Source organism: Pseudomonas sp. PDM24 (assembly GCF_019218905.1).
GTDB lineage: Bacteria > Pseudomonadota > Gammaproteobacteria > Pseudomonadales > Pseudomonadaceae > Aquipseudomonas.
Genome location: NZ_JAHUWR010000002.1, coordinates 588519 through 606789, shown reverse-complemented (window position 1 = coordinate 606789; position 18271 = coordinate 588519). Strand labels below are relative to the sequence as shown.

General features: G+C 59.2%; 18 protein-coding genes and 1 pseudogene. 10 read left to right on the top strand and 9 right to left on the bottom strand.

The window, feature by feature from the left end:
* The first annotated feature begins 308 nt into the window (after positions 1-308).
* From KW837_RS10655 to KW837_RS10630, 6 genes are all read left to right on the top strand, one after another.
* Positions 309-2342, top strand: coding sequence for an ABC transporter permease subunit (locus tag KW837_RS10655; protein WP_192345261.1), 2034 nt, complete (start codon positions 309-311; stop codon positions 2340-2342).
* Between the two features lie 15 nt (positions 2343-2357).
* The gene (pstA, locus tag KW837_RS10650; protein WP_218395595.1) at positions 2358-4028 is read left to right on the top strand and encodes a phosphate ABC transporter permease PstA; all 1671 of its coding nucleotides are present in this window, start codon (positions 2358-2360) and stop codon (positions 4026-4028) included.
* A 178-nt stretch (positions 4029-4206) separates the two neighbouring features.
* Positions 4207-5040 (top strand): phosphate ABC transporter ATP-binding protein PstB, encoded by an 834-nt coding sequence (pstB, locus tag KW837_RS10645; RefSeq protein WP_095052363.1) that lies wholly within the window; start codon positions 4207-4209, stop codon positions 5038-5040.
* Positions 5041-5111: 71 nt separating this feature from the next.
* Complete coding sequence (phoU, locus tag KW837_RS10640) at positions 5112-5873, top strand: phosphate signaling complex protein PhoU (RefSeq protein ID WP_008073516.1); 762 nt, start codon at positions 5112-5114, stop codon at positions 5871-5873.
* A 167-nt stretch (positions 5874-6040) separates the two neighbouring features.
* Positions 6041-6991, top strand: coding sequence for a response regulator (locus tag KW837_RS10635; protein ID WP_218395594.1), 951 nt, complete (start codon positions 6041-6043; stop codon positions 6989-6991).
* Between the two features lie 209 nt (positions 6992-7200).
* The gene (locus tag KW837_RS10630) at positions 7201-8097 is read left to right on the top strand and encodes a peptidoglycan DD-metalloendopeptidase family protein (RefSeq protein WP_218395593.1); all 897 of its coding nucleotides are present in this window, start codon (positions 7201-7203) and stop codon (positions 8095-8097) included.
* A 144-nt stretch (positions 8098-8241) separates the two neighbouring features.
* Here the strand turns inward: KW837_RS10630 and KW837_RS10625 are convergent, their stop codons facing one another.
* The 3 genes from KW837_RS10625 to phoB form a co-directional block, all read right to left on the bottom strand.
* The gene (locus KW837_RS10625; protein ID WP_218395591.1) at positions 8242-9582 is read right to left on the bottom strand and encodes a hemolysin family protein; all 1341 of its coding nucleotides are present in this window, start codon (positions 9580-9582) and stop codon (positions 8242-8244) included.
* A 123-nt stretch (positions 9583-9705) separates the two neighbouring features.
* Positions 9706-11028, bottom strand: coding sequence for a phosphate regulon sensor histidine kinase PhoR (gene phoR / locus KW837_RS10620; protein WP_218395589.1), 1323 nt, complete (start codon positions 11026-11028; stop codon positions 9706-9708).
* Positions 11029-11066: 38 nt separating this feature from the next.
* The gene (gene phoB / locus KW837_RS10615) at positions 11067-11756 is read right to left on the bottom strand and encodes a phosphate regulon transcriptional regulator PhoB (RefSeq protein WP_007896474.1); all 690 of its coding nucleotides are present in this window, start codon (positions 11754-11756) and stop codon (positions 11067-11069) included.
* A 152-nt stretch (positions 11757-11908) separates the two neighbouring features.
* Here phoB and KW837_RS10610 point away from each other — a divergent pair, with 152 nt between their 5' ends.
* Complete coding sequence (locus KW837_RS10610; RefSeq protein ID WP_218395587.1) at positions 11909-12292, top strand: hypothetical protein; 384 nt, start codon at positions 11909-11911, stop codon at positions 12290-12292.
* Positions 12293-12381: 89 nt separating this feature from the next.
* Here KW837_RS10610 and ubiA read toward each other — a convergent pair whose 3' ends face one another.
* Together ubiA and KW837_RS10600 are read right to left on the bottom strand one after the other, a co-directional pair.
* Complete coding sequence (ubiA, locus tag KW837_RS10605; RefSeq protein WP_218395585.1) at positions 12382-13272, bottom strand: 4-hydroxybenzoate octaprenyltransferase; 891 nt, start codon at positions 13270-13272, stop codon at positions 12382-12384.
* Positions 13272-13835 carry a chorismate lyase gene (locus KW837_RS10600; protein WP_218395583.1) on the bottom strand — a complete coding sequence of 188 codons (564 nt, stop codon included), beginning with the start codon at positions 13833-13835 and terminating at the stop codon, positions 13272-13274. The genes ubiA and KW837_RS10600 overlap by 1 nt, the downstream gene beginning before the upstream one ends.
* 200 nt (positions 13836-14035) lie before the next feature.
* Between KW837_RS10600 and KW837_RS10595 the strand changes: the two genes are divergently transcribed.
* The 3 genes from KW837_RS10595 (at position 14036) to KW837_RS10585 (ending at position 15839) form a co-directional block, all read left to right on the top strand.
* Positions 14036-14203 (top strand): rubredoxin, encoded by a 168-nt coding sequence (locus tag KW837_RS10595; protein WP_007896465.1) that lies wholly within the window; start codon positions 14036-14038, stop codon positions 14201-14203.
* 19 nt (positions 14204-14222) lie between these two features.
* Positions 14223-15371, top strand: a complete 1149-nt coding sequence (locus tag KW837_RS10590; RefSeq protein WP_218395581.1) for an NAD(P)/FAD-dependent oxidoreductase — start codon at positions 14223-14225, stop codon at positions 15369-15371.
* Between the two features lie 192 nt (positions 15372-15563).
* Positions 15564-15839, top strand: coding sequence for an HU family DNA-binding protein (locus tag KW837_RS10585; RefSeq protein WP_003213368.1), 276 nt, complete (start codon positions 15564-15566; stop codon positions 15837-15839).
* 88 nt (positions 15840-15927) lie between these two features.
* Here the strand turns inward: KW837_RS10585 and KW837_RS10580 are convergent, their stop codons facing one another.
* The 4 genes and pseudogenes from KW837_RS10580 to KW837_RS10565 all read right to left on the bottom strand — a co-directional run bounded on the left by KW837_RS10580 (position 15928) and on the right by KW837_RS10565 (position 18252).
* Positions 15928-16323, bottom strand: coding sequence for a DUF6124 family protein (locus KW837_RS10580; protein ID WP_218395579.1), 396 nt, complete (start codon positions 16321-16323; stop codon positions 15928-15930).
* Positions 16324-16796: 473 nt separating this feature from the next.
* Positions 16797-17231, bottom strand: coding sequence for a hypothetical protein (locus KW837_RS10575; protein ID WP_218395577.1), 435 nt, complete (start codon positions 17229-17231; stop codon positions 16797-16799).
* Between the two features lie 35 nt (positions 17232-17266).
* Positions 17267-17514 (bottom strand): annotated as a pseudogene (locus KW837_RS29040) (hypothetical protein); the annotation flags it as partial.
* 195 nt (positions 17515-17709) lie between these two features.
* A complete protein-coding gene (locus tag KW837_RS10565; RefSeq protein WP_371317124.1) occupies positions 17710-18252 on the bottom strand; it encodes an SMI1/KNR4 family protein in 543 nt (180 codons plus the stop codon).
* Positions 18253-18271 lie beyond the last annotated feature (19 nt).

The window sequence follows — 18271 nt, the reverse complement described above, 5'->3', positions numbered from 1 at the left end:
GATTTGTTGCGTCACTGCATTGTCATCTTTCTGTCATACAGGATCGCTAGGGTGTGCGCATGAATGATCTGGCCAACTCCACCATGACTACAAATCCCCCCAAGCGAATTGACTTCAATACGCCTGAGCTGCAACGCAAGCGCCGTATTCGTGCGCTGAAAGATCGCCTGACCCGCTGGTACGTCCTCGTCGGCGGCCTCGCCGTTCTTGCCGCGATCACCCTGATCTTTTTCTTCCTCGGTTACGTCGTTGCGCCGCTGTTCCAGGGGGCCGACCTGACCGCCAAAGACGCCATCACGCCCGCCTGGATGCAAGACGCCGGCAAGCCGCTGATGATCTCCATTGAAGAGCAGAACCAGGTCGCCATGCGGGTTTCCGACAAGGGCCAGGCATTGTTCTTTGATATCGACACCGGCGCTGAACTGCGCCGCGTCGACCTGCCGATCCCGGCCGGTACCAGCGTGACCTCCATCGGTGAAGATCAACCTGGCCAGCCATTAGTGGCCGTGGGCTTGTCCAACGGCCAGGTCCTGGTGTTCCGTCACACCTATAAAGTCAGCTACCCGGAAGGCAAGAAAACCATCTCGCCGGCCATTGAATATCCATACGGCGAAACGCCAATCATGCTGAACGAGGCGGGCGGTGCTCTGGAGCACGTCAGCCTCAACGCTACCGATTCGACCCTGCTGCTGGCCGGCTCCACGGCCGCGCAACTGCATGTCCTGTCGCTGACCAGCGAAGAAAACATGATGACCGGCGAAGTCACCAACGAGCAGACGCGCGTTGAGCTGCCGCAAATGACCGAGCCGGTGAAGAACATCTTCATCGACCCGCGTCAGCAGTGGTTGTACGTGGTCAATGGTCGCGCTCAGGCCGACGTTTTCAGTCTGCGCGACAAGAGCCTTAACGGGCGCTACAAATTGCTTGAAGACGGCAATACCGAAGTCACCGCTATTACCCAATTGCTGGGTGGCATCTCGCTGATCGTCGGTGACTCCAAAGGTGGTCTGGCCCAATGGTTCATGGCTCGCGACCCGGATGGCGAGCAGCGTCTGAAGCAGATTCGTACTTTCCAGATGGGCGCTGCGCCGATCGTTGAAATCACCGCTGAAGAACGTCGTAAAGGCTTCGTTGCCCTCGATGCGTCCGGCAAACTGGGCGTGTTCCACAGCACCGCTCACCGCACTTTGCTGGTGGATCAGGTGGTCGACGGCCAAGGCCTTTTCGGCATGTCGCCACGGGCCAACCGCGTGATCGTGGAGCAGGGCGGCAAGCTGCAACCGTTGCTGCTCGACAACCCGCACCCGGAAGTCTCGTGGAGCGCGTTGTGGAGCAAGGTCTGGTACGAGAACTACGACGAGCCTAAATACGTCTGGCAATCGACCGCGGCCAACACCGACTTCGAGCCCAAGCTGAGCCTCTCGCCGCTGACCTTCGGTACCCTGAAAGCTGCGTTCTACGCGATGCTGCTGGCCGCGCCACTGGCCGTTGCCGCCGCGATCTACACCGCATACTTCATGGCCCCGGGCATGCGTCGCAAGGTCAAACCGGTGATCGAGCTGATGGAAGCGATGCCGACAGTGATCCTCGGCTTCTTCGCCGGCCTGTTCCTGGCGCCGTATGTGGAAGGGCATTTGCCCGGCATTTTCAGCCTGCTGATGCTCCTGCCGATCGGCATTCTGGTGGCGGGTTTCGTCTTCAGTCGCCTGCCTGAGTCCATCCGCCTGAAAGTGCCGGACGGCTGGGAAAGCGCGATCCTGATCCCGGTGATTCTGTTTGTGGGCTGGCTGTCGCTGTACATGAGCCCGTACATGGAAACCTGGTTCTTCGGCGGCGACATGCGCATGTGGATCTCCCACGACCTGGGCATCACCTACGACCAGCGCAACGCGTTGGTGGTCGGCCTGGCCATGGGCTTCGCAGTGATTCCGAACATCTACTCCATCGCCGAAGATGCCGTGTTCAGCGTGCCTCGGGGCCTGACCCTGGGCTCCCTGGCCCTCGGTGCCACACCGTGGCAGACCATGACCCGCGTGGTGATCCTCACCGCCAGCCCGGGCATTTTCTCGGCGCTGATGATCGGCATGGGCCGCGCGGTGGGTGAAACCATGATCGTGCTGATGGCCACCGGTAACACCCCGGTCATGGAAATGAACCTGTTCGAAGGCCTGCGCACCCTGGCGGCCAACGTTGCGGTGGAAATGCCTGAGTCGGAAGTCGGCGGCAGCCACTACCGCGTGCTGTTCCTCTCGGCGCTGGTGCTGCTGTTGTTCACCTTCATCATGAACACCCTCGCGGAACTGATTCGTCAGCGTCTGCGCAAGAAATACTCGTCGCTTTAAGAAAGGTAGAAGTCTGTGAAACAGAACTCCCTGAATGGATGGTTCAAGAGCGGCGCCCCCGGCGTCTGGATCAGCGGTGGCGCGGTGTCCATTGCGGTCATCATGACCATTGGCCTGCTGGCGGTGATTGCCGTGCGCGGCCTGGGTCACTTCTGGCCGGCGGACCTGATCCACGCCAGTTACGACGTGCCGGGCCAAGCCAATCACCTCGTCATCGGCGAAGTGGTGCAGAAGGAAGAAGTGCCACGCGAGCGCCTGAAAAGCGCTGGCCTGCCGGTGCCCGATCAGGGCCCGGAGTTCATGACCCGCGAGCTGATCAAGGTCGGCAACCGTGATCTGAACGGCACCGACTTCACCTGGATTGTCGGCGAGTGGCTGACCAACCAGAAAACCCCGCCTGAGCTGATGGCCATCGAGCGTCGCGAGTGGGGCAATTTCTACGGCTACCTGGTCAACGTCAAACAGGATGGCAAGGTCATCGCTGAAGGTGAGGCCGCATGGCCTGAGTTGCAGGCGCGTGTCGATCGCGTCAACCAGCTCGCCGCACAGCTCAAGACCCTGGAAAAGGCCGACATCGGCGCGATCAACGCCGGTCTCGAACGTGTGCGTCTGCACGGTCGCAAACTGGAACTGGACGGCCGTCTCGACGCTGCCGCGCAAGCGGACCTGGAGTCCGAGCGCGCTGAGCTGAATGCCCGTTATCAGGACATCGAAGCGCGTCTGAACGACCTGCACGCTCAGTTCAACCGCGACAGCCTGACTGCTCGCGATGCCAACGGTAAAGAAGTCGAAATCGGCATTGGCAAAGTGGTTCACGCCTACCAGCCGAACGCCATGGGCACCTTCACCAAGATCGGCTTCTACTTCAGCAAGGTCTGGGAATTCCTCAGTGACGACCCGCGTGAAGCCAACACCGAAGGCGGGATTTTCCCGGCGATTTTCGGCACCGTGATGATGACCCTGATCATGGCGATGATCGTAACGCCGTTCGGCGTGCTGGCGGCGGTCTACCTGCGTGAATATGCACGTCAGGGGCCAATGACTCGCTTGATCCGCATCGCGGTGAACAACCTGGCGGGTGTTCCGGCCATCGTTTACGGCGTGTTCGGTCTGGGCTTCTTCGTCTACGTGCTCGGCGGTTCGGTCGACCGGTTGTTCTTCCCTGAAGCACTGCCGGCGCCGACCTTTGGTACGCCGGGCCTGCTCTGGGCCTCGCTGACCCTGGCCCTGCTGGCCGTGCCGGTGGTGATCGTGGCCACCGAAGAAGGCCTGGCGCGGATTCCTCGCACCGTGCGCGAAGGTTCGTTGGCCCTTGGCGCGACCAAGGCCGAAACTTTGTGGAAGATCGTGCTGCCAATGGCCAGCCCGGCGATGATGACCGGGATGATCCTCGCGGTGGCCCGTGCCGCCGGTGAAGTGGCGCCGCTGATGCTGGTGGGTGTGGTGAAACTGGCGCCATCGCTGCCGCTGGATGGTAACTACCCGTATTTGCACCTGGACCAGAAGATCATGCACTTGGGCTTCCACATTTATGACGTCGGCTTCCAGAGCCCGAACGTCGAAGCCGCGCGGCCACTGGTCTACGCCACCGCATTGCTGCTGGTGCTGGTGATCGCCACGCTCAACTTGTCGGCGGTTTATATCCGTAACCATCTGCGCGAAAAATACAAAGCGCTGGATAGCTGATTTCCATGTGGGAGCGGGCTTGCTCGCGAAAGCGGTGGGTCAGGCAGCATTGATGTTGAATGTGCTGACCTCTTCGCGAGCAAGCCCGCTTCCACACTGGATCGCGTCCAACCGAACATTTATTGGGCATGCCACAAGTGGCGTCCCGAACCGAATTTGTTAGCACAGGGAGCCTCCCATGCAGCACGAAGCACATACTCACGGCATCAACATGTCGGCCCTGGGCCGCGACAAACAGAGCCTGAGCCTCGAGCAGGAAACCGTGGCCATCGAAGTACCGGGCCTGAGCCTGTTTTATGGCGACAAACAGGCGCTGTTCGACGTCAGCATGAACATCCCGAAACAGCGCGTGACCGCCTTCATCGGTCCGTCCGGCTGCGGCAAGTCCACGCTGCTGCGCACCTTCAACCGCATGAATGACCTGGTGGATGGCTGCCGCGTCGACGGCGCGATCAACCTCTACGGCAACAACATCTACCGCAAGGGCGAGGACGTGGCCGAGTTGCGTCGCCGGGTCGGCATGGTGTTCCAGAAGCCTAACCCGTTCCCGAAAACCATCTACGAAAACGTGGTTTACGGCCTGCGCATTCAGGGCATCAACAAGAAACGCATCCTCGACGAAGCCGTCGAGTGGGCGTTGAAAGGCGCGGCGCTGTGGGATGAGGTCAAAGACCGTCTACACGAGTCGGCACTCGGCCTGTCCGGTGGTCAGCAGCAACGTCTGGTGATTGCCCGCACCATCGCCGTGGAGCCGGAAGTACTGTTGCTCGATGAACCATGCTCGGCACTCGACCCGATCTCCACGCTGAAAGTCGAAGAACTGATCTACGAACTGAAATCCAAGTTCACCATTGTTATCGTGACCCACAACATGCAACAGGCCGCGCGGGTTTCCGACTACACGGCGTTCATGTACATGGGCAAACTGGTGGAATTCGGCGACACCGACACCCTGTTCACCAATCCGGCGAAGAAGCAGACCGAAGACTACATTACCGGTCGTTACGGCTAGGAAGCTGTTGTTGCTCACTGAACTGACGCTGCGGTCCACCGCACCTTACCGGACGCTCCAAGGACGCCAACATGATTAGTAAAGAAGGCCTTACCCATCACATCTCCCAGCAGTTCAACGCTGAGCTCGAGGAAGTGCGCAGCCACCTCCTGGCCATGGGCGGGCTGGTGGAAAAGCAGGTCAATGACGCGGTCACCGCGCTGATCGAGGCCGACTCCGGTCTGGCCCAGCAAGTGCGTGAGATCGACGACCAGATCAACCAGATGGAACGCAACATCGACGAAGAATGCCTGCGCATTCTGGCCCGTCGCCAACCGGCGGCGTCGGACTTGCGTTTGATCATCAGCATCTCCAAATCGGTGATCGACCTGGAGCGCATCGGCGACGAAGCCACCAAGATCGCCCGCCGTGCCATTCAGTTGTGCGAAGAAGGCGAAGCGCCGCGCGGTTACGTCGAGGTTCGCCACATCGGCGACCAGGTGCGCAACATGGTTCGCGATGCGCTGGACGCGTTTGCCCGCTTCGACGCCGACCTGGCGTTGTCGGTGGCGCAGTACGACAAGATCATCGACCGCGAATACAAGACCGCACTGCGTGAACTCGCCACCTACATGATGGAAGACCCGCGCTCTATCTCGCGGGTCTTGAGCATTATCTGGGTACTGCGTTCCCTGGAGCGGATCGGCGACCACGCGCGCAATATCTCGGAACTGGTGATTTACCTGGTGCGCGGCACCGACGTGCGTCACTTGGGCCTCAAGCGCATGAAGGAAGAAGTTGAAGGCACAAGTGCCGAAACCGCTAATGTTCCGGGCAAAGCTGACGATAAGTAAGATTGCCCAAGAAAAGCGCCCGGCCTTTTGGCTGGGCGTTTTTGTTTGTGTGGCTTTTGAATTGAAAAGCAGCACCCGCGAACGAAAAGTCCCGGCGTGACTGAAGAGTTTTGGCAAAGTGCCATCAGCCAGCGTTATGCTTGCCGGGATTTTTAAAGGGGTGTTGGATGAGCAAGATCAGTGTGTTGGTCGTGGACGATGCGTCGTTCATTCGTGACCTGGTGAAGAAGTGCCTGCGCAACTACTTCCCGGGGATCCGGACCGAAGATGCAGTCAACGGCAAAAAGGCCCAGGCCATGCTGGCCAAAGAAGCGTTCGACCTGGTTCTGTGCGACTGGGAAATGCCGGAAATGTCCGGTCTGGAACTGCTGACCTGGTGCCGCGAGCAGGACAACCTCAAGACCATGCCGTTCGTGATGGTCACCAGCCGTGGCGACAAAGAGAACGTCGTCCAGGCGATTCAGGCCGGGGTTTCGGGCTACGTCAGCAAGCCGTTCACCAACGAGCAACTGCTGACCAAGGTCAAGCAGGCACTGAACAAGGTCGGCAAGCTCGACACCTTGATGAACAGTGCGCCGACCAAAATGAATTCGGCGTTCGGCAACGACTCCCTTAGCGCGCTCACGGGTGGCAAGGCAGCCGTGGTCACGCCATCGGCGGCACCGGTCAACCCATTCGCCAAACCTGCCGCCGCCGCGCCAGCCCCGGCCGCCGCACCGTCTCGCGGCTTGCTTAACAGCCCGCCGATCAAGGCGCCTGCTGCCGCCGCAGCATCAGCTGGCGGTCGTGGCCAAGGCCAACTGCGCCTGCCAAGCGGCACCCAGCAATGCGTGATCAAGGCCTTGAGCATCAAGGAAGCGCTGCTGGTGGTGAAACGCACCGACACGCTGCCGCAAGTCCTCGACAGCGCCGTGCTCGACCTGGAGCAGGGCGATAACGCTGAAATCGCCCGCCTCAACGGCTACCTGCATGCCATCGTCGCCTTCGAGCCGAAACCTGACAGCGAATGGCTGCAACTGACTTTCCGCTTTGTCGACCAGGATGCGCAGAAGCTCGACTACATCTCCCGCCTGATCGCCCGTGGCACCGCGCAGAAGCATTTCGTACCGGGCGCATAAGCCCGGCGTCGCCTTCTCGTACGCCTTCGCGGGCAAGCCTCGCTCCTACAGGTTCACCGTTTACCTGTGGGAGCGAGGCTTGCCCGCGAAGGGGCCATCGAATTCACCGCACATCCCCTGAACCGCCCATTTTGAAACATCTGTTGACTACGCTGGTCCATTTCAGCTGCTAGGCTCCTTTCCAGGCCTTACTCGACAGAATCTTGCCCATGCTCGCGCGCCTGCTGTTTTTCTGTGGTCTGTTCATGGCCTCCACCTCGGCTGTGGCCATGACGATTTACCGGTCCACCAACGCCAGTGGCGTGGTCTCTTACAGCGACCGCCCCACCAAAGGCGCGAAGGTGTTCGTTTTTCGCGACCGGATGGTCGAGCGCCTTGAGCGGCAGGTGTACCTCGATATCAAGAAGCAGAGGGGCATGGACAGTGTGTTCGTGCGCAACGATCTGTATGCGCCCGTCGAGATCGAGCTGAGTTTTTCCGGGCTGAATAATGTCAGCGGCGCGCCGAGCCGACCGATTCGTCGGGTTATGCCGGCGCGCAGTAACATTCGTCTGGCGCTGCTCAAGGCGACGAAGGCCGGAAGGCCGCTGGCGTATACCCCGAAGTTCGAATATTCCCTGGGCGACCCCGCAGGGGCCGCCATGGCCTATCGATATCCATTACCCTGGCGCGGTGGGCCGTTTCGGCTGAGTCAAGGCGCCAATGGCCAATACAGCCACTACGGGCCAAAGAACCGTTATGCGATGGACATCGCCATGCCCGAAGGCACGCCTATCATCGCGGCGCGCGGTGGCATGGTGGTGAAAACCGAGAATGGCCAGACCGGGCGCGGCAACGATCCGTCGGGCAATTTCGTGCGGGTGTTGCACGATGACGGGACCATGGGCGTGTACCTGCACCTCAAGAAAGGTTCGGTCAGCGTACGGGAAGGTCAGCGAGTGACGGTGGGCAGTGCGCTGGCGCTGTCGGGCAACACCGGCAACAGCAGCGGCCCGCACCTGCACTTCGTGGTGCAGCGCAACACCGGGTTGGGGCTGGTATCGATTCCGTACCAGTTCAATCAACCGGTAGGCGCGTTGCCCAACTTTGCGTTGGGCAAGCAGTAATGGGTTGTCTGGTCTGACGCATTCGCGAGCAAGCCCGCTCCCACATTTGATCGGCGTCGAACCCTATTTATGTGATCGACGCATAACAAGTGTGGGAGCGGGCTTGCTCGCGAAGGGATCAACACGGATCCGGTCAGGGATCGCTTAGTCCAGCATCAACACCTTCGCCAAAATGATCTTCGGCCCTTTCATCTTCTTGATGATGATCCGCAAGCCTTCGACTTCCAGCACTTCTTCCTCTTCCGGCACCCGTTTCAGGGTTTCGTAGACCAGCCCGGCGAGGGTTTCCGCTTCGATGTGGTCCAGATCGATGCCCAACAGGCGTTCAACCTTGAACAGCGGCGTATCGCCCCGTACCAGCAGTTTGCCCGGTTGATACGCGAGGATCCCGCGTTCGGCCTTGCGGTGTTCGTCCTGAATGTCGCCCACCAACACTTCCAGCACGTCTTCCATGGTCAGGTAGCCGATGATGTTACCGTCGGCTTCCTCGACCAGAGCGAAATGTGAACCGCCCTTGCGGAATTGTTCCAGCAACTGCGACAGCGGCATGTGGCGCGACACGCGCTCCAGCGGCCGGGTCAGTTCGGCGAGGTTGAACGACTCGGGAATGTGATCCAGCGCGGCCAGTTCCAGCAGCAAATCCTTGATGTGCAGCAGGCCGACGAACTCCTGGCGCTCGCTGTCATACACCGGGTAGCGGCTGAACTTGTGGCGACGGAACATCGCCAGAATTTCCTTGAGCGGCGCGTTGAACTCCAGCGTGACCAGGTCTTCCCGGGAGTTGGCCCAGTCGACCACTTCCAGCTCGCCCATTTCCACTGCCGAGGCCAACACGCGCATGCCTTGGTCGCTCGGGTCCTGGCCACGGCTGGAATGCAGGATCAGCTTCAGCTCTTCACGGCTGTAATGGTGCTCATGGTGCGGGCCGGGTTCACCCTGGCCGGCGATGCGCAGGATTTGGTTGGCGCTGGCGTTGAGCAGGTAGATGGCCGGGTACATGGCCCAGTAGAACAGGTACAGCGGTCCCGCCGTCCAGAGCGACAACAGCTCGGGTTTGCGGATGGCCCAGGATTTCGGGGCCAGTTCGCCGACCACGATGTGCAGGTACGAAATGATGAAGAACGCCGTGAAGAACGAAACGGCCTTCACCACCTCAGCGGAATCCACGCCCACGGCACTCAGCACGGGTGCCAGAAGGTGCGCGAACGCGGGTTCGCCGACCCAGCCCAGCCCCAGCGAGGCGAGGGTGATACCCAATTGGCAGGCTGAGAGATAAGCATCGAGCTGACTGTGTACGGTACGCAGGATATGCCCGCGCCAACCGTGCTTTTCAGCGATGGCTTCGACTCGGGTCGAGCGCAATTTGACCATGGCAAATTCTGCCGCAACGAAAAAGCCGTTGAGCAAAACCAGGATCAGAGCAAAAAGAATCATGCCGAAATCGGCGAATATTGTTGCGAGGGTCAAGCCAGGGGAAGGGTCCATGATGGAGTTTTGCGGGTTCCGTGTATTCGAAAGGAAAGAAAAAAGTGCGCCTGAAGGGCAGGCACAAGTCAGCCAATGTAGCGGCTGACCGGGCAATTGCCTAGTGGCGAGTGCTGGCCGGTATCAATCGGCGGCACTGATGACGCGGGATTTTGTCACTTGGGCTGGCGCAAAATGGCAAGTGAACGTGCTGCCGTGGCCCGGCACACTGCTGATTTCCATACGTGCCCGGTGGCGCAGCAACACATGTTTGACGATGGCCAGCCCCAGCCCTGTGCCGCCGGTGTTGGAGTTGCGGCTGGAATCGACGCGATAGAAGCGTTCAGTCAGGCGCGGCAAGTGTTTGCTGTCGATGCCGATCCCCGAATCCTGCACGCTCAGGTGTGCGCCTTGATCGTCACCCCACCAGCGAATGCGGATATTGCCCTCGGCCGGTGTGTACTTCACTGCGTTGAACACCAGGTTGGAAAACGCGCTACGCAATTCTGCTTCGCTACCCTTGAGCAGAATCGTCGGATCGGCTTCCAGGGTGATGTGCTGATTACGTTGACCGGACAGTTGCTGAGCGTCGCCCTTGATCGATTGCAGCAGGCTGTCGATGGACACCGGTTGATTGTCCGACGGGTAATCGGTGGCTTCCAGTTTGGCCAGCAGCAGCAAATCGTTGAGCAAGGTCTGCATGCGCCCGCCTTGCTGTTGCATCTGCTGCAGGGCACGGGTCCAGCGCGGGTTCACTTCCTCGACGTTGTCGAGCAGGGTTTCCAGGTAGCCGCAGATCACCGTTAGCGGTGTGCGCAGTTCGTGGGAGACGTTGGCGATGAAGTCTTTGCGCATCTGCTCCAGCTGATGGATACGCGTCACGTCGCGCACCAGCATCAAGTGTTCGTTGTTGCCATAACGGGTGATGTACAGCTGAATGCGCAGGCGATCATTGATCGGCGAAGGGATTTCCAGCGGCTCGGCGTAGCTGTCCTGCTCGAAGTATTCCTTGAAGCGCGGATGGCGCACCAGATTGGTCACGGGCTGGCCGCTGTCCTGGGGGGTCTTGAGGCCAAGCAAGGTTTCGGCGGCGCGGTTCCACCATTCCAGGTTGCCGTCGCTGTCGAGCATGATTACCGCGTCTTTGAGCGCGGCGGTGGATTCCTGGACCCGGTCGATCACCGCTTGCAGGCGTCCGCGCACTCGTTGGTCGCGGCGTTGCAGGTGGTAAATGCTGTCGAACACTTCGCCCCACAGGCCATAGCCATCGGGCGGTGCTTCATCGGGTTTGTGCAGGCGTAGCCATTCGTGCAAACGCAGCAGTTGCTTGAGGGTCCAGGCCAGATAAAGGCCCAGGCCCACGGCGAGGCTCCAGCCGTAGAAGCCGGTGATCAGGCCGATCACCAGGCAGGCGGTGACCAGCAACAGCATGTGGCGAATCAGGGTGCCATGCCAGTTTTGGTTCACGGAAAAATGCGTCCTTGTCAGCGAGTCTGGCGGTCGGCTCAGGCCTTGGTGGAAAACCGGTAACCGGTGCCGCGCACGGTTTGTACCAGATTTTCGTAAGCATCGCCGAGGGCTTTGCGCAGGCGACGGATGTGCACATCGACGGTGCGCTCTTCGACATAGACATTGCCGCCCCAGACCTGATCCAGCAACTGGCCGCGGGTGTAGGCACGTTCCTGGTGGGTCATGAAAAATTGCAGCAAACGGTATTCGGTCGGGCCCATCTCGGCGGGTTTGCCGTCGATGGTCACGCGGTGGCTGATCGGGTCCAGCAGCAGGCCGCCGACTTCGATCGGCGCTTCGCCATCGGTCGGACCGGCGCGGCGTAGCACGGCTTTCAGGCGCGCCACCAGCTCTCGCGGGGAAAACGGTTTGGTGATGTAGTCATCGGCGCCGACTTCCAGGCCCTGGATCTTGTTGTCCTCTTCGCCCTTGGCGGTGAGCATGATGATCGGGATATCCCCGGTCAGCTCATCGCGCTTGAGGCGGCGGGCCAGTTCGATGCCAGAGGTGCCGGGCAGCATCCAGTCGAGCAAAATAAGGTCCGGCTTACGGTCGACGATAATGGCATGGGCCTGCTGCGAGTTCTCCGCCTCCAGGCAGTCATAGCCGGCCATTTCCAACGCAACGGCGATCATTTCGCGAATGGGCGCTTCGTCGTCGACGATCAGAATGCTCCTGCCAACCATGCGTTAATCCTCTTGTCATTTAACTGTCTTGCGCCGCATTAGATAACGGAATTATTGCAGTCGTGTGACAGTATTTTAGCCGTCCTGCGATTGTCGTGATCCTGAACTAAGCTCTAAGTCCGAATCCTGACAACCACAAGAGGAAGGTTTCCATGAATCACATTGCTCAATCCTGGAAGGCCCTGCTGGTCACGGCTGCGCTAACGCTGCCGTCCCTGGCCTTTGCTGCCGATCCGGCCATGATGAAAGACGGAATGATGGTCGATCACAAGGGCATGACGGTGTACACATACGACAAGGACTCAGGCGGTAAGTCGATGTGCAACGGCGAGTGCGCTGAATACTGGCCGCCAATGATGGCGCCGGCGGGCGCCAAGCCCGAAGGCAAGTGGAGCACGATCAAGCGTGACGACGGTAAGATGCAGTGGGCCTATGATGGCAAGCCGCTTTACACCTTCATGAAGGACAAAAAACCCGGTGACATGGCAGGCGACAATATGAAGAACGTCTGGCACATCATGCGCGAGCATAAATAAGCGATTCGCCTGCGCCGTAAACAGTTCGCGGCCTGCAGTCGCTCCATCCCTCTGTTGGAGCTGGCACAGGCTGCGATCTTTTCCAACGGTCAACGCAACGCGTAATCCAGCACAATCCCGACAAAAATCGCCAACCCGGCCCAATGATTGTGCAAAAACGCCTGGAAGCAACGCATCCGGTCCTTGCTGCGGGTGTACCAGAACTCCCATGCAAAACAACCCGCCGCCGCCATTAGCCCGAGGTGGAACCAGCCACCTAGATGGAATTTCGAACCCGCCAGCAGCAGGCATCCCAATGCCAACCCCTGCAAAGTCAGAATGATCACCCTGTCGGCGTCGCCAAACAGAATCGCTGTGGATTTCACCCCGATTTTCAGATCGTCGTCGCGGTCGGTCATGGCGTAATAGGTGTCGTAGCCAACGGTCCACAACAAGTTGGCGATCCACAATAACCAGGCCGCCGCCGGCAGTTCACCGGTTTGGGCGGTGAACGCCATCGGCATGCCCCAGGAAAACGCCGCGCCCAGCACCACTTGCGGGTAGTAGGTGTAGCGCTTCATAAATGGATAACTGAACGCCAGGGCCAAACCGCCCAGCGACAGCCACATGGTCTTCGCGTTAGTACACAGCACCAGCAAAAAGCTCACGCCCATTAGCACCGCAAAGAACACCAGGGCTTCTTTGGAGCTGATCTTGCCGCTTACCAGTGGCCGCTGTTCGGTGCGTTTCACGTGGCCGTCGACCTTACGGTCCGCCCAATCGTTGATCACGCAACCGCCGGCACGGGTCAGTACCACGCCGAGCACGAAAATCACGATATTGGCCAATGACGGCGAACCTTCACCGGCAATCCAGAGTGCCCACAACGTCGGCCACAGCAGCAAATAAATGCCGATCGGCTTATCCATGCGGGTCAACTGAATGAAATCCCAGGCCCGTGGGTTCAAGCGATTCAGGGACTTGAGCAGGCTCTGGTACATCAGCAATTCTCCGGATGGGCGCGGGCGGCGCTCCACAAGGTCGGCAGGAAAATCTCGGCCACCAGCACGCTCAAGGCGCCGCGGTCGAAACGCGAGCGCCGGCCCCATAATTCAGGCGCCTGAGCATCCATCGGTAGCCATGCCTGAGGATAGTGACAAACCTCAATGGCCCGGCGCTGAAATGCCTGATCACAAAACAGCAATTCGCCCAGCGAACGGCTGCCCAATTCATCCATATGCAACCCGTCGCCCTGCAACGCGCTACGCGCTGCCACGCTGCGGGCAAACACCCAGGCTTCACCGTGCCCGCGCAGATACACCTCGCGCACCCAGCCTTCACTGCCTTCGGCCAGCTCCAGCGCGGCACATTCATCGGCGCGCAGCGGTTGCCAGCCTTCGAACAGCGGCGTGACGCTGAAGCCATCATTCGACAGACGGATCAAGCGCCGGGTCAGCGACCCTTCATCGAACAGCCAATCGAGCGTAGACGTGTCGGGAAGGGGCGTCAGTTGGCTTCGAGGGAGCCAGAGCGGTATCGCGGAGGGGGATTTTGAGTGCGGCACAGTGAGTCATTATTGGCAGCAAATGAGGCGGCGAGCTTACCATGTCAGGTGGCGAATTTGATTGGCCCTGCCTGCCGTTGCGCCGAACAGGCTTGCATCTGCCGGGCGCGATCAGTACAAAACGCCCTGAGCCGGACGGCAGCGCTCCACCTATCGACCGTTCGCGCCGGCAAAAGCCTGAATCCCGAGGAAATACCTGAATGAAAAAGTGGCAATGTGTGGTCTGCGGCCTGATCTATAACGAAGCCGAGGGCTGGCCGGACGACGGTATTGCGGCGGGCACACCGTGGCAGGACGTGCCGGAAGACTGGCTGTGCCCGGACTGCGGCGTGGGCAAGATGGATTTCGAAATGATTGAAATCAACTAAGACAAGCAAGGAGCAAGGAATGAACGCACCTGTCGTGATCGTCGGCACTGGGCTGGCTGGCTACAACCTGGCCCGGGAGTTTCGCAAACTCGATGGCGAAACCCCGCTGCTGCTGATTACCGCAGATGATGGGCGCTCCTACTCCAAGCCGATGCTCTCTACCGGCTTCGGCAAGAATAAAGACGCCGACGGCCTGAGCATGGCGGAACCGGGCGCCATGGCCGAGCAATTGAAGGCCGAAGTGCGCACCCACACGCGCATCAGCGGCATCGATCCGGGCCACAAGCGTCTGTGGATCGGCGAAGAAGCGGTGATCTACCGTGACCTGATCCTGGCCTGGGGCGCGGAAACCGTGCGGGTGCCGATCGAAGGCGACGCGGCCGATGCCGTTTTCCCGATCAACGACCTTGAAGACTACGCACGCTTTCGCGCGGCCGCGGCCGGCAAACGTCGGGTGTTGCTGCTGGGCGCCGGTTTGATCGGCTGCGAATTCGCCAACGACCTGATTCTCGGTGGTTACGAGGTGCAACTGGTTGCACCGTGCGAACAGGTCATGCCGACCTTGCTGCACCCGGCGGCGGCCGCTGCGGTCCAGGCCGGCCTGGAAAGCCTGGGCGCGCGCTTCCACCTCGGGCCGGTGCTCAATCGCTTGCAGCGAGTGGCAGACGGCCTGGAAGCGCACCTGTCCGACGGCCAGGTCATCCCTTGCGATGTGGTGGTCTCGGCGATCGGTCTGCGTCCGCGTATCGACCTGGCGGCCGCTGCCGGGGTGCAGGTCAATCGCGGCGTGGTGGTCGACCGTCACCTGAAAACCTCCCACGCCAACATTTACGCCCTGGGCGACTGCGCCGAGGTCGATGGGCTGAATCTGCTGTACGTCATGCCCCTCATGAGTTGTGCGAGAGCGCTGGCCCAGACCCTCGCCGGAAACCCTACAGCGGTGAGTTATGGCCCGATGCCGATCACCGTGAAAACACCGGTCTGCCCATTGGTGGTTTCGCCGCCACCACGGGGCGCGGAAGGCGTCTGGACGGTCGAAGGGCAGGGCGCGGACATCAAGGTGCTCTGCCGCGACAGCGCCGGCAAATTGCTGGGCTATGCCCTGACAGGCGCGGCGGTGATGGAAAAACTCGCCCTGAACAAAGAGCTTCCGGCCTTGCTGGCGTAAATAGCGGTCGTTCTGTCGGAATCACCCCGCTTTTGCCGCCACAAAGGTCGCGGGGAGACTGGCGCCGCTCTAAAGCGCGTGCCATTCTCACTCCCGTCTGCCGCAGAGTAGAGCACCTGCGGCGCCTTAGGCGCTGTTCCAACGAGAACAGCACGGACATAACAACAAAAAACCGTCAAAGGGGCTTCACTAATGCGTAAACCAGAACTCGCCGCTGCAATTGCGGAAAAAGCAGACCTCACCAAAGAACAGGCCAACCGCGTTCTCAACGCCGTTCTCGAAGAAATCACCGGCGCTCTGCACCGCAAAGACAGCGTCACGCTGGTGGGCTTCGGCACCTTCCTGCAACGCCATCGCGGTGCCCGTACGGGCAAGAACCCGCAGACCGGTGAGCCAGTCAAAATCAAGGCCAGCAACACTGTTGCGTTCAAGCCAGGCAAGTCTTTGAAAGACAGCGTTAATCCGTAACACGCACCGACTTCCCGCACAGCGGGCGAGCGGGATAAAAAATGGGCACGCCAACGAGGTTGGGTGCCCATTTTTTCTGTCTGGCGGATCAGCCGACTCGGCTTTGTTTCCTGGCGAGAATCGCTGCTATTTCCGGCTCATTCAGGTGGTCCAGCGCTCGCTCTACCAACAAATGCACCCCGTCGGCCAGGCGGCTGAGCGACAGGGCTACGGAGCGGCGTGAACCGTCCACGTCGTCGGCGAGGTCGGCGGCGATGGCGCTGATGGACAAGATATCTTCCGAGGCATTGGCGAGGAGGGCTTCAGTGTTGATGCCCGGGCAGACGCTGAAGAGTTGGCCTTTGCGTTTCGGTGGCTTTGGTTCGGCTGGCGGGAAGTGATGGTCGAGGGCGCGCTCGGCGGCGTCGTTGAGTTTTTTTGAATTGGGACTTTCATATGGGGAGACCGGATCGGTGTCCGGTGGGTTGGGTGTAACTTTGAACATGATCTTCAATTCCTTGAGTGATGCTGACACCTCTTCGCCGACTAAACGAAGGGGGTGGCAGCTGTACGCAGGTTAGTCGGACCGGGGAATTGAAGAAGCCGGCGCACCCAAAGGTGCCCTACGCACAGCTACCATCAAATGCAGGTAGGAAATACCTGTCTGACGGACGCTTGAACAACTTCAATTACCAGCGGGCGACTAAACCCGACCACTGACGATCAGTGACACGAATCAAGTTACCGACTGGCCCCAAAGCGCACAAGCCGGCGGATTCTGGCGTAGCCGTAGGCAACGACGCAAGGTGTTGTAGCTTTCATGGCGTTACCTACAAGGCTTTTAAACAAACACTGTCGGGCATTGGCGTGGGACCGACTGGAAAACCATTTTTGATCAGGATTGGGGTTGCCTACGTAATCGTCAGGCAGGAGGTACCGTTGATCTCGGTGAATCGGTCCTAGAGCCCTCGGTCATGGTCAGGCTTTTTTATTTAAATAGAACTTCAGATATTTTTTTGGTCTTTCTTGAAAGGCTCGTGCCTTACCGAAGCTATAAGCATCGTCAAAGTATTTATAAGCCTGTGAATGATCTTCCAGTTCAAAGTAGACCATTCCCAAGTTGATCAACGGACCTGTATCGATATCTGACTCTCGGCCATCCAAGGTCTTTTGTGCCCAATCTTTAGCGGCCTCAAAGTCACCGTTGTCGAAGTGCAGGTTGAAAAAAGAACCTGTGACCCATGACGACAGAGGTGTCCATTCAAGTTTTGGCTCAGGAAGCAAGTCCCATGCTTTTTGGTACAAGGTTTGGGCTTCATCTTTTTTGTTTTGCACGTCGAGCTCATTGCCCGAGGCCATGATGGCCACTATTTCATCTGCCAACGTGGGTTTTTTATCTGCTAAATCTTTCATATAACAATCCTTTCCTGATATATGGGGTTTTCAACCTCGCCGAGTGGGTAGCCGTTGGTGTCGTGCTCGGTTTTTTCGATGCGCCGGCCCAGCGGGTCGTAGGTCATCCTGACCACACTGCCGTTTTTGTTGCGCACTTCAATCAATCGACTCTCGGCGTCGTAACCTAGTCCCGTTTAGCGCTGCGTTTTTCGATCATCCGGCCAGACGCGTCATAGCGGTAATGCTTATCCCGGTAGGTCAGCAGTTTGTTGTGCACCACCAGCCCGGCGCCATGCTTCGGGCTGCCCTACAGTTCGTGGCGAGGGAGCTTGCTCCCGCTCGGCGGCGCAGCCGTCGTAAACCGGCTGATGCGGTCTACCTGGAAGAATGTATCAACCCTTTTGGGGCGGCTGCGCCACCCAACGGGAGCAAGCTCCCTCGCCACAGGGGATCTGCGTTTCTAACCAAGTCCGCTTCTTGTGCGGCATTGGCTCATTCACTTCTCGTCCAAATCTTCCTCATCGATCAGCCCTTGAACAAACCGAAGGAAATTCGAGCAGACCAGCTTTTCGGATTCAGCCTGATTTTCTTCAGGGCTTAGGTCACTGTCAAAGCTGTCAGTGGTGAAGTAACTAACGGCCTCCGTATCAAGATTCAGGCAAAAGAAGTTACCACCCCAGTCGTTCGCGAAAGGCAGAAGGTGTGCAGGAAGTACCTGTTTTTTTAGCATCAACTGATAGGTGGACAGCAATGTGGAGTCGCCACCGGTAATCGGCTTGAACGCGGCCACTTCCAGTGGCTCGTCAAAATCTTCGCTGACCCAATACGTCCGCTCCGGTACACCGCCGTTGTACTTGAGGTAATGGTTTTTAAAGGACGTCGGTAGCTTCTTACCAATGGCGGATTCCAGGTGATCCAGATCCGCCGGCGTAATGGCCGCCTCGTTATTCGAAAATTTGTTTTCGAGCATCATTAATCTCAGCGTTAATAGATCCTCACCGTTCTGATCCACCTTTTCATAGGGGATCAATTCAGTCACCCTTGAGTAAATCGATTGG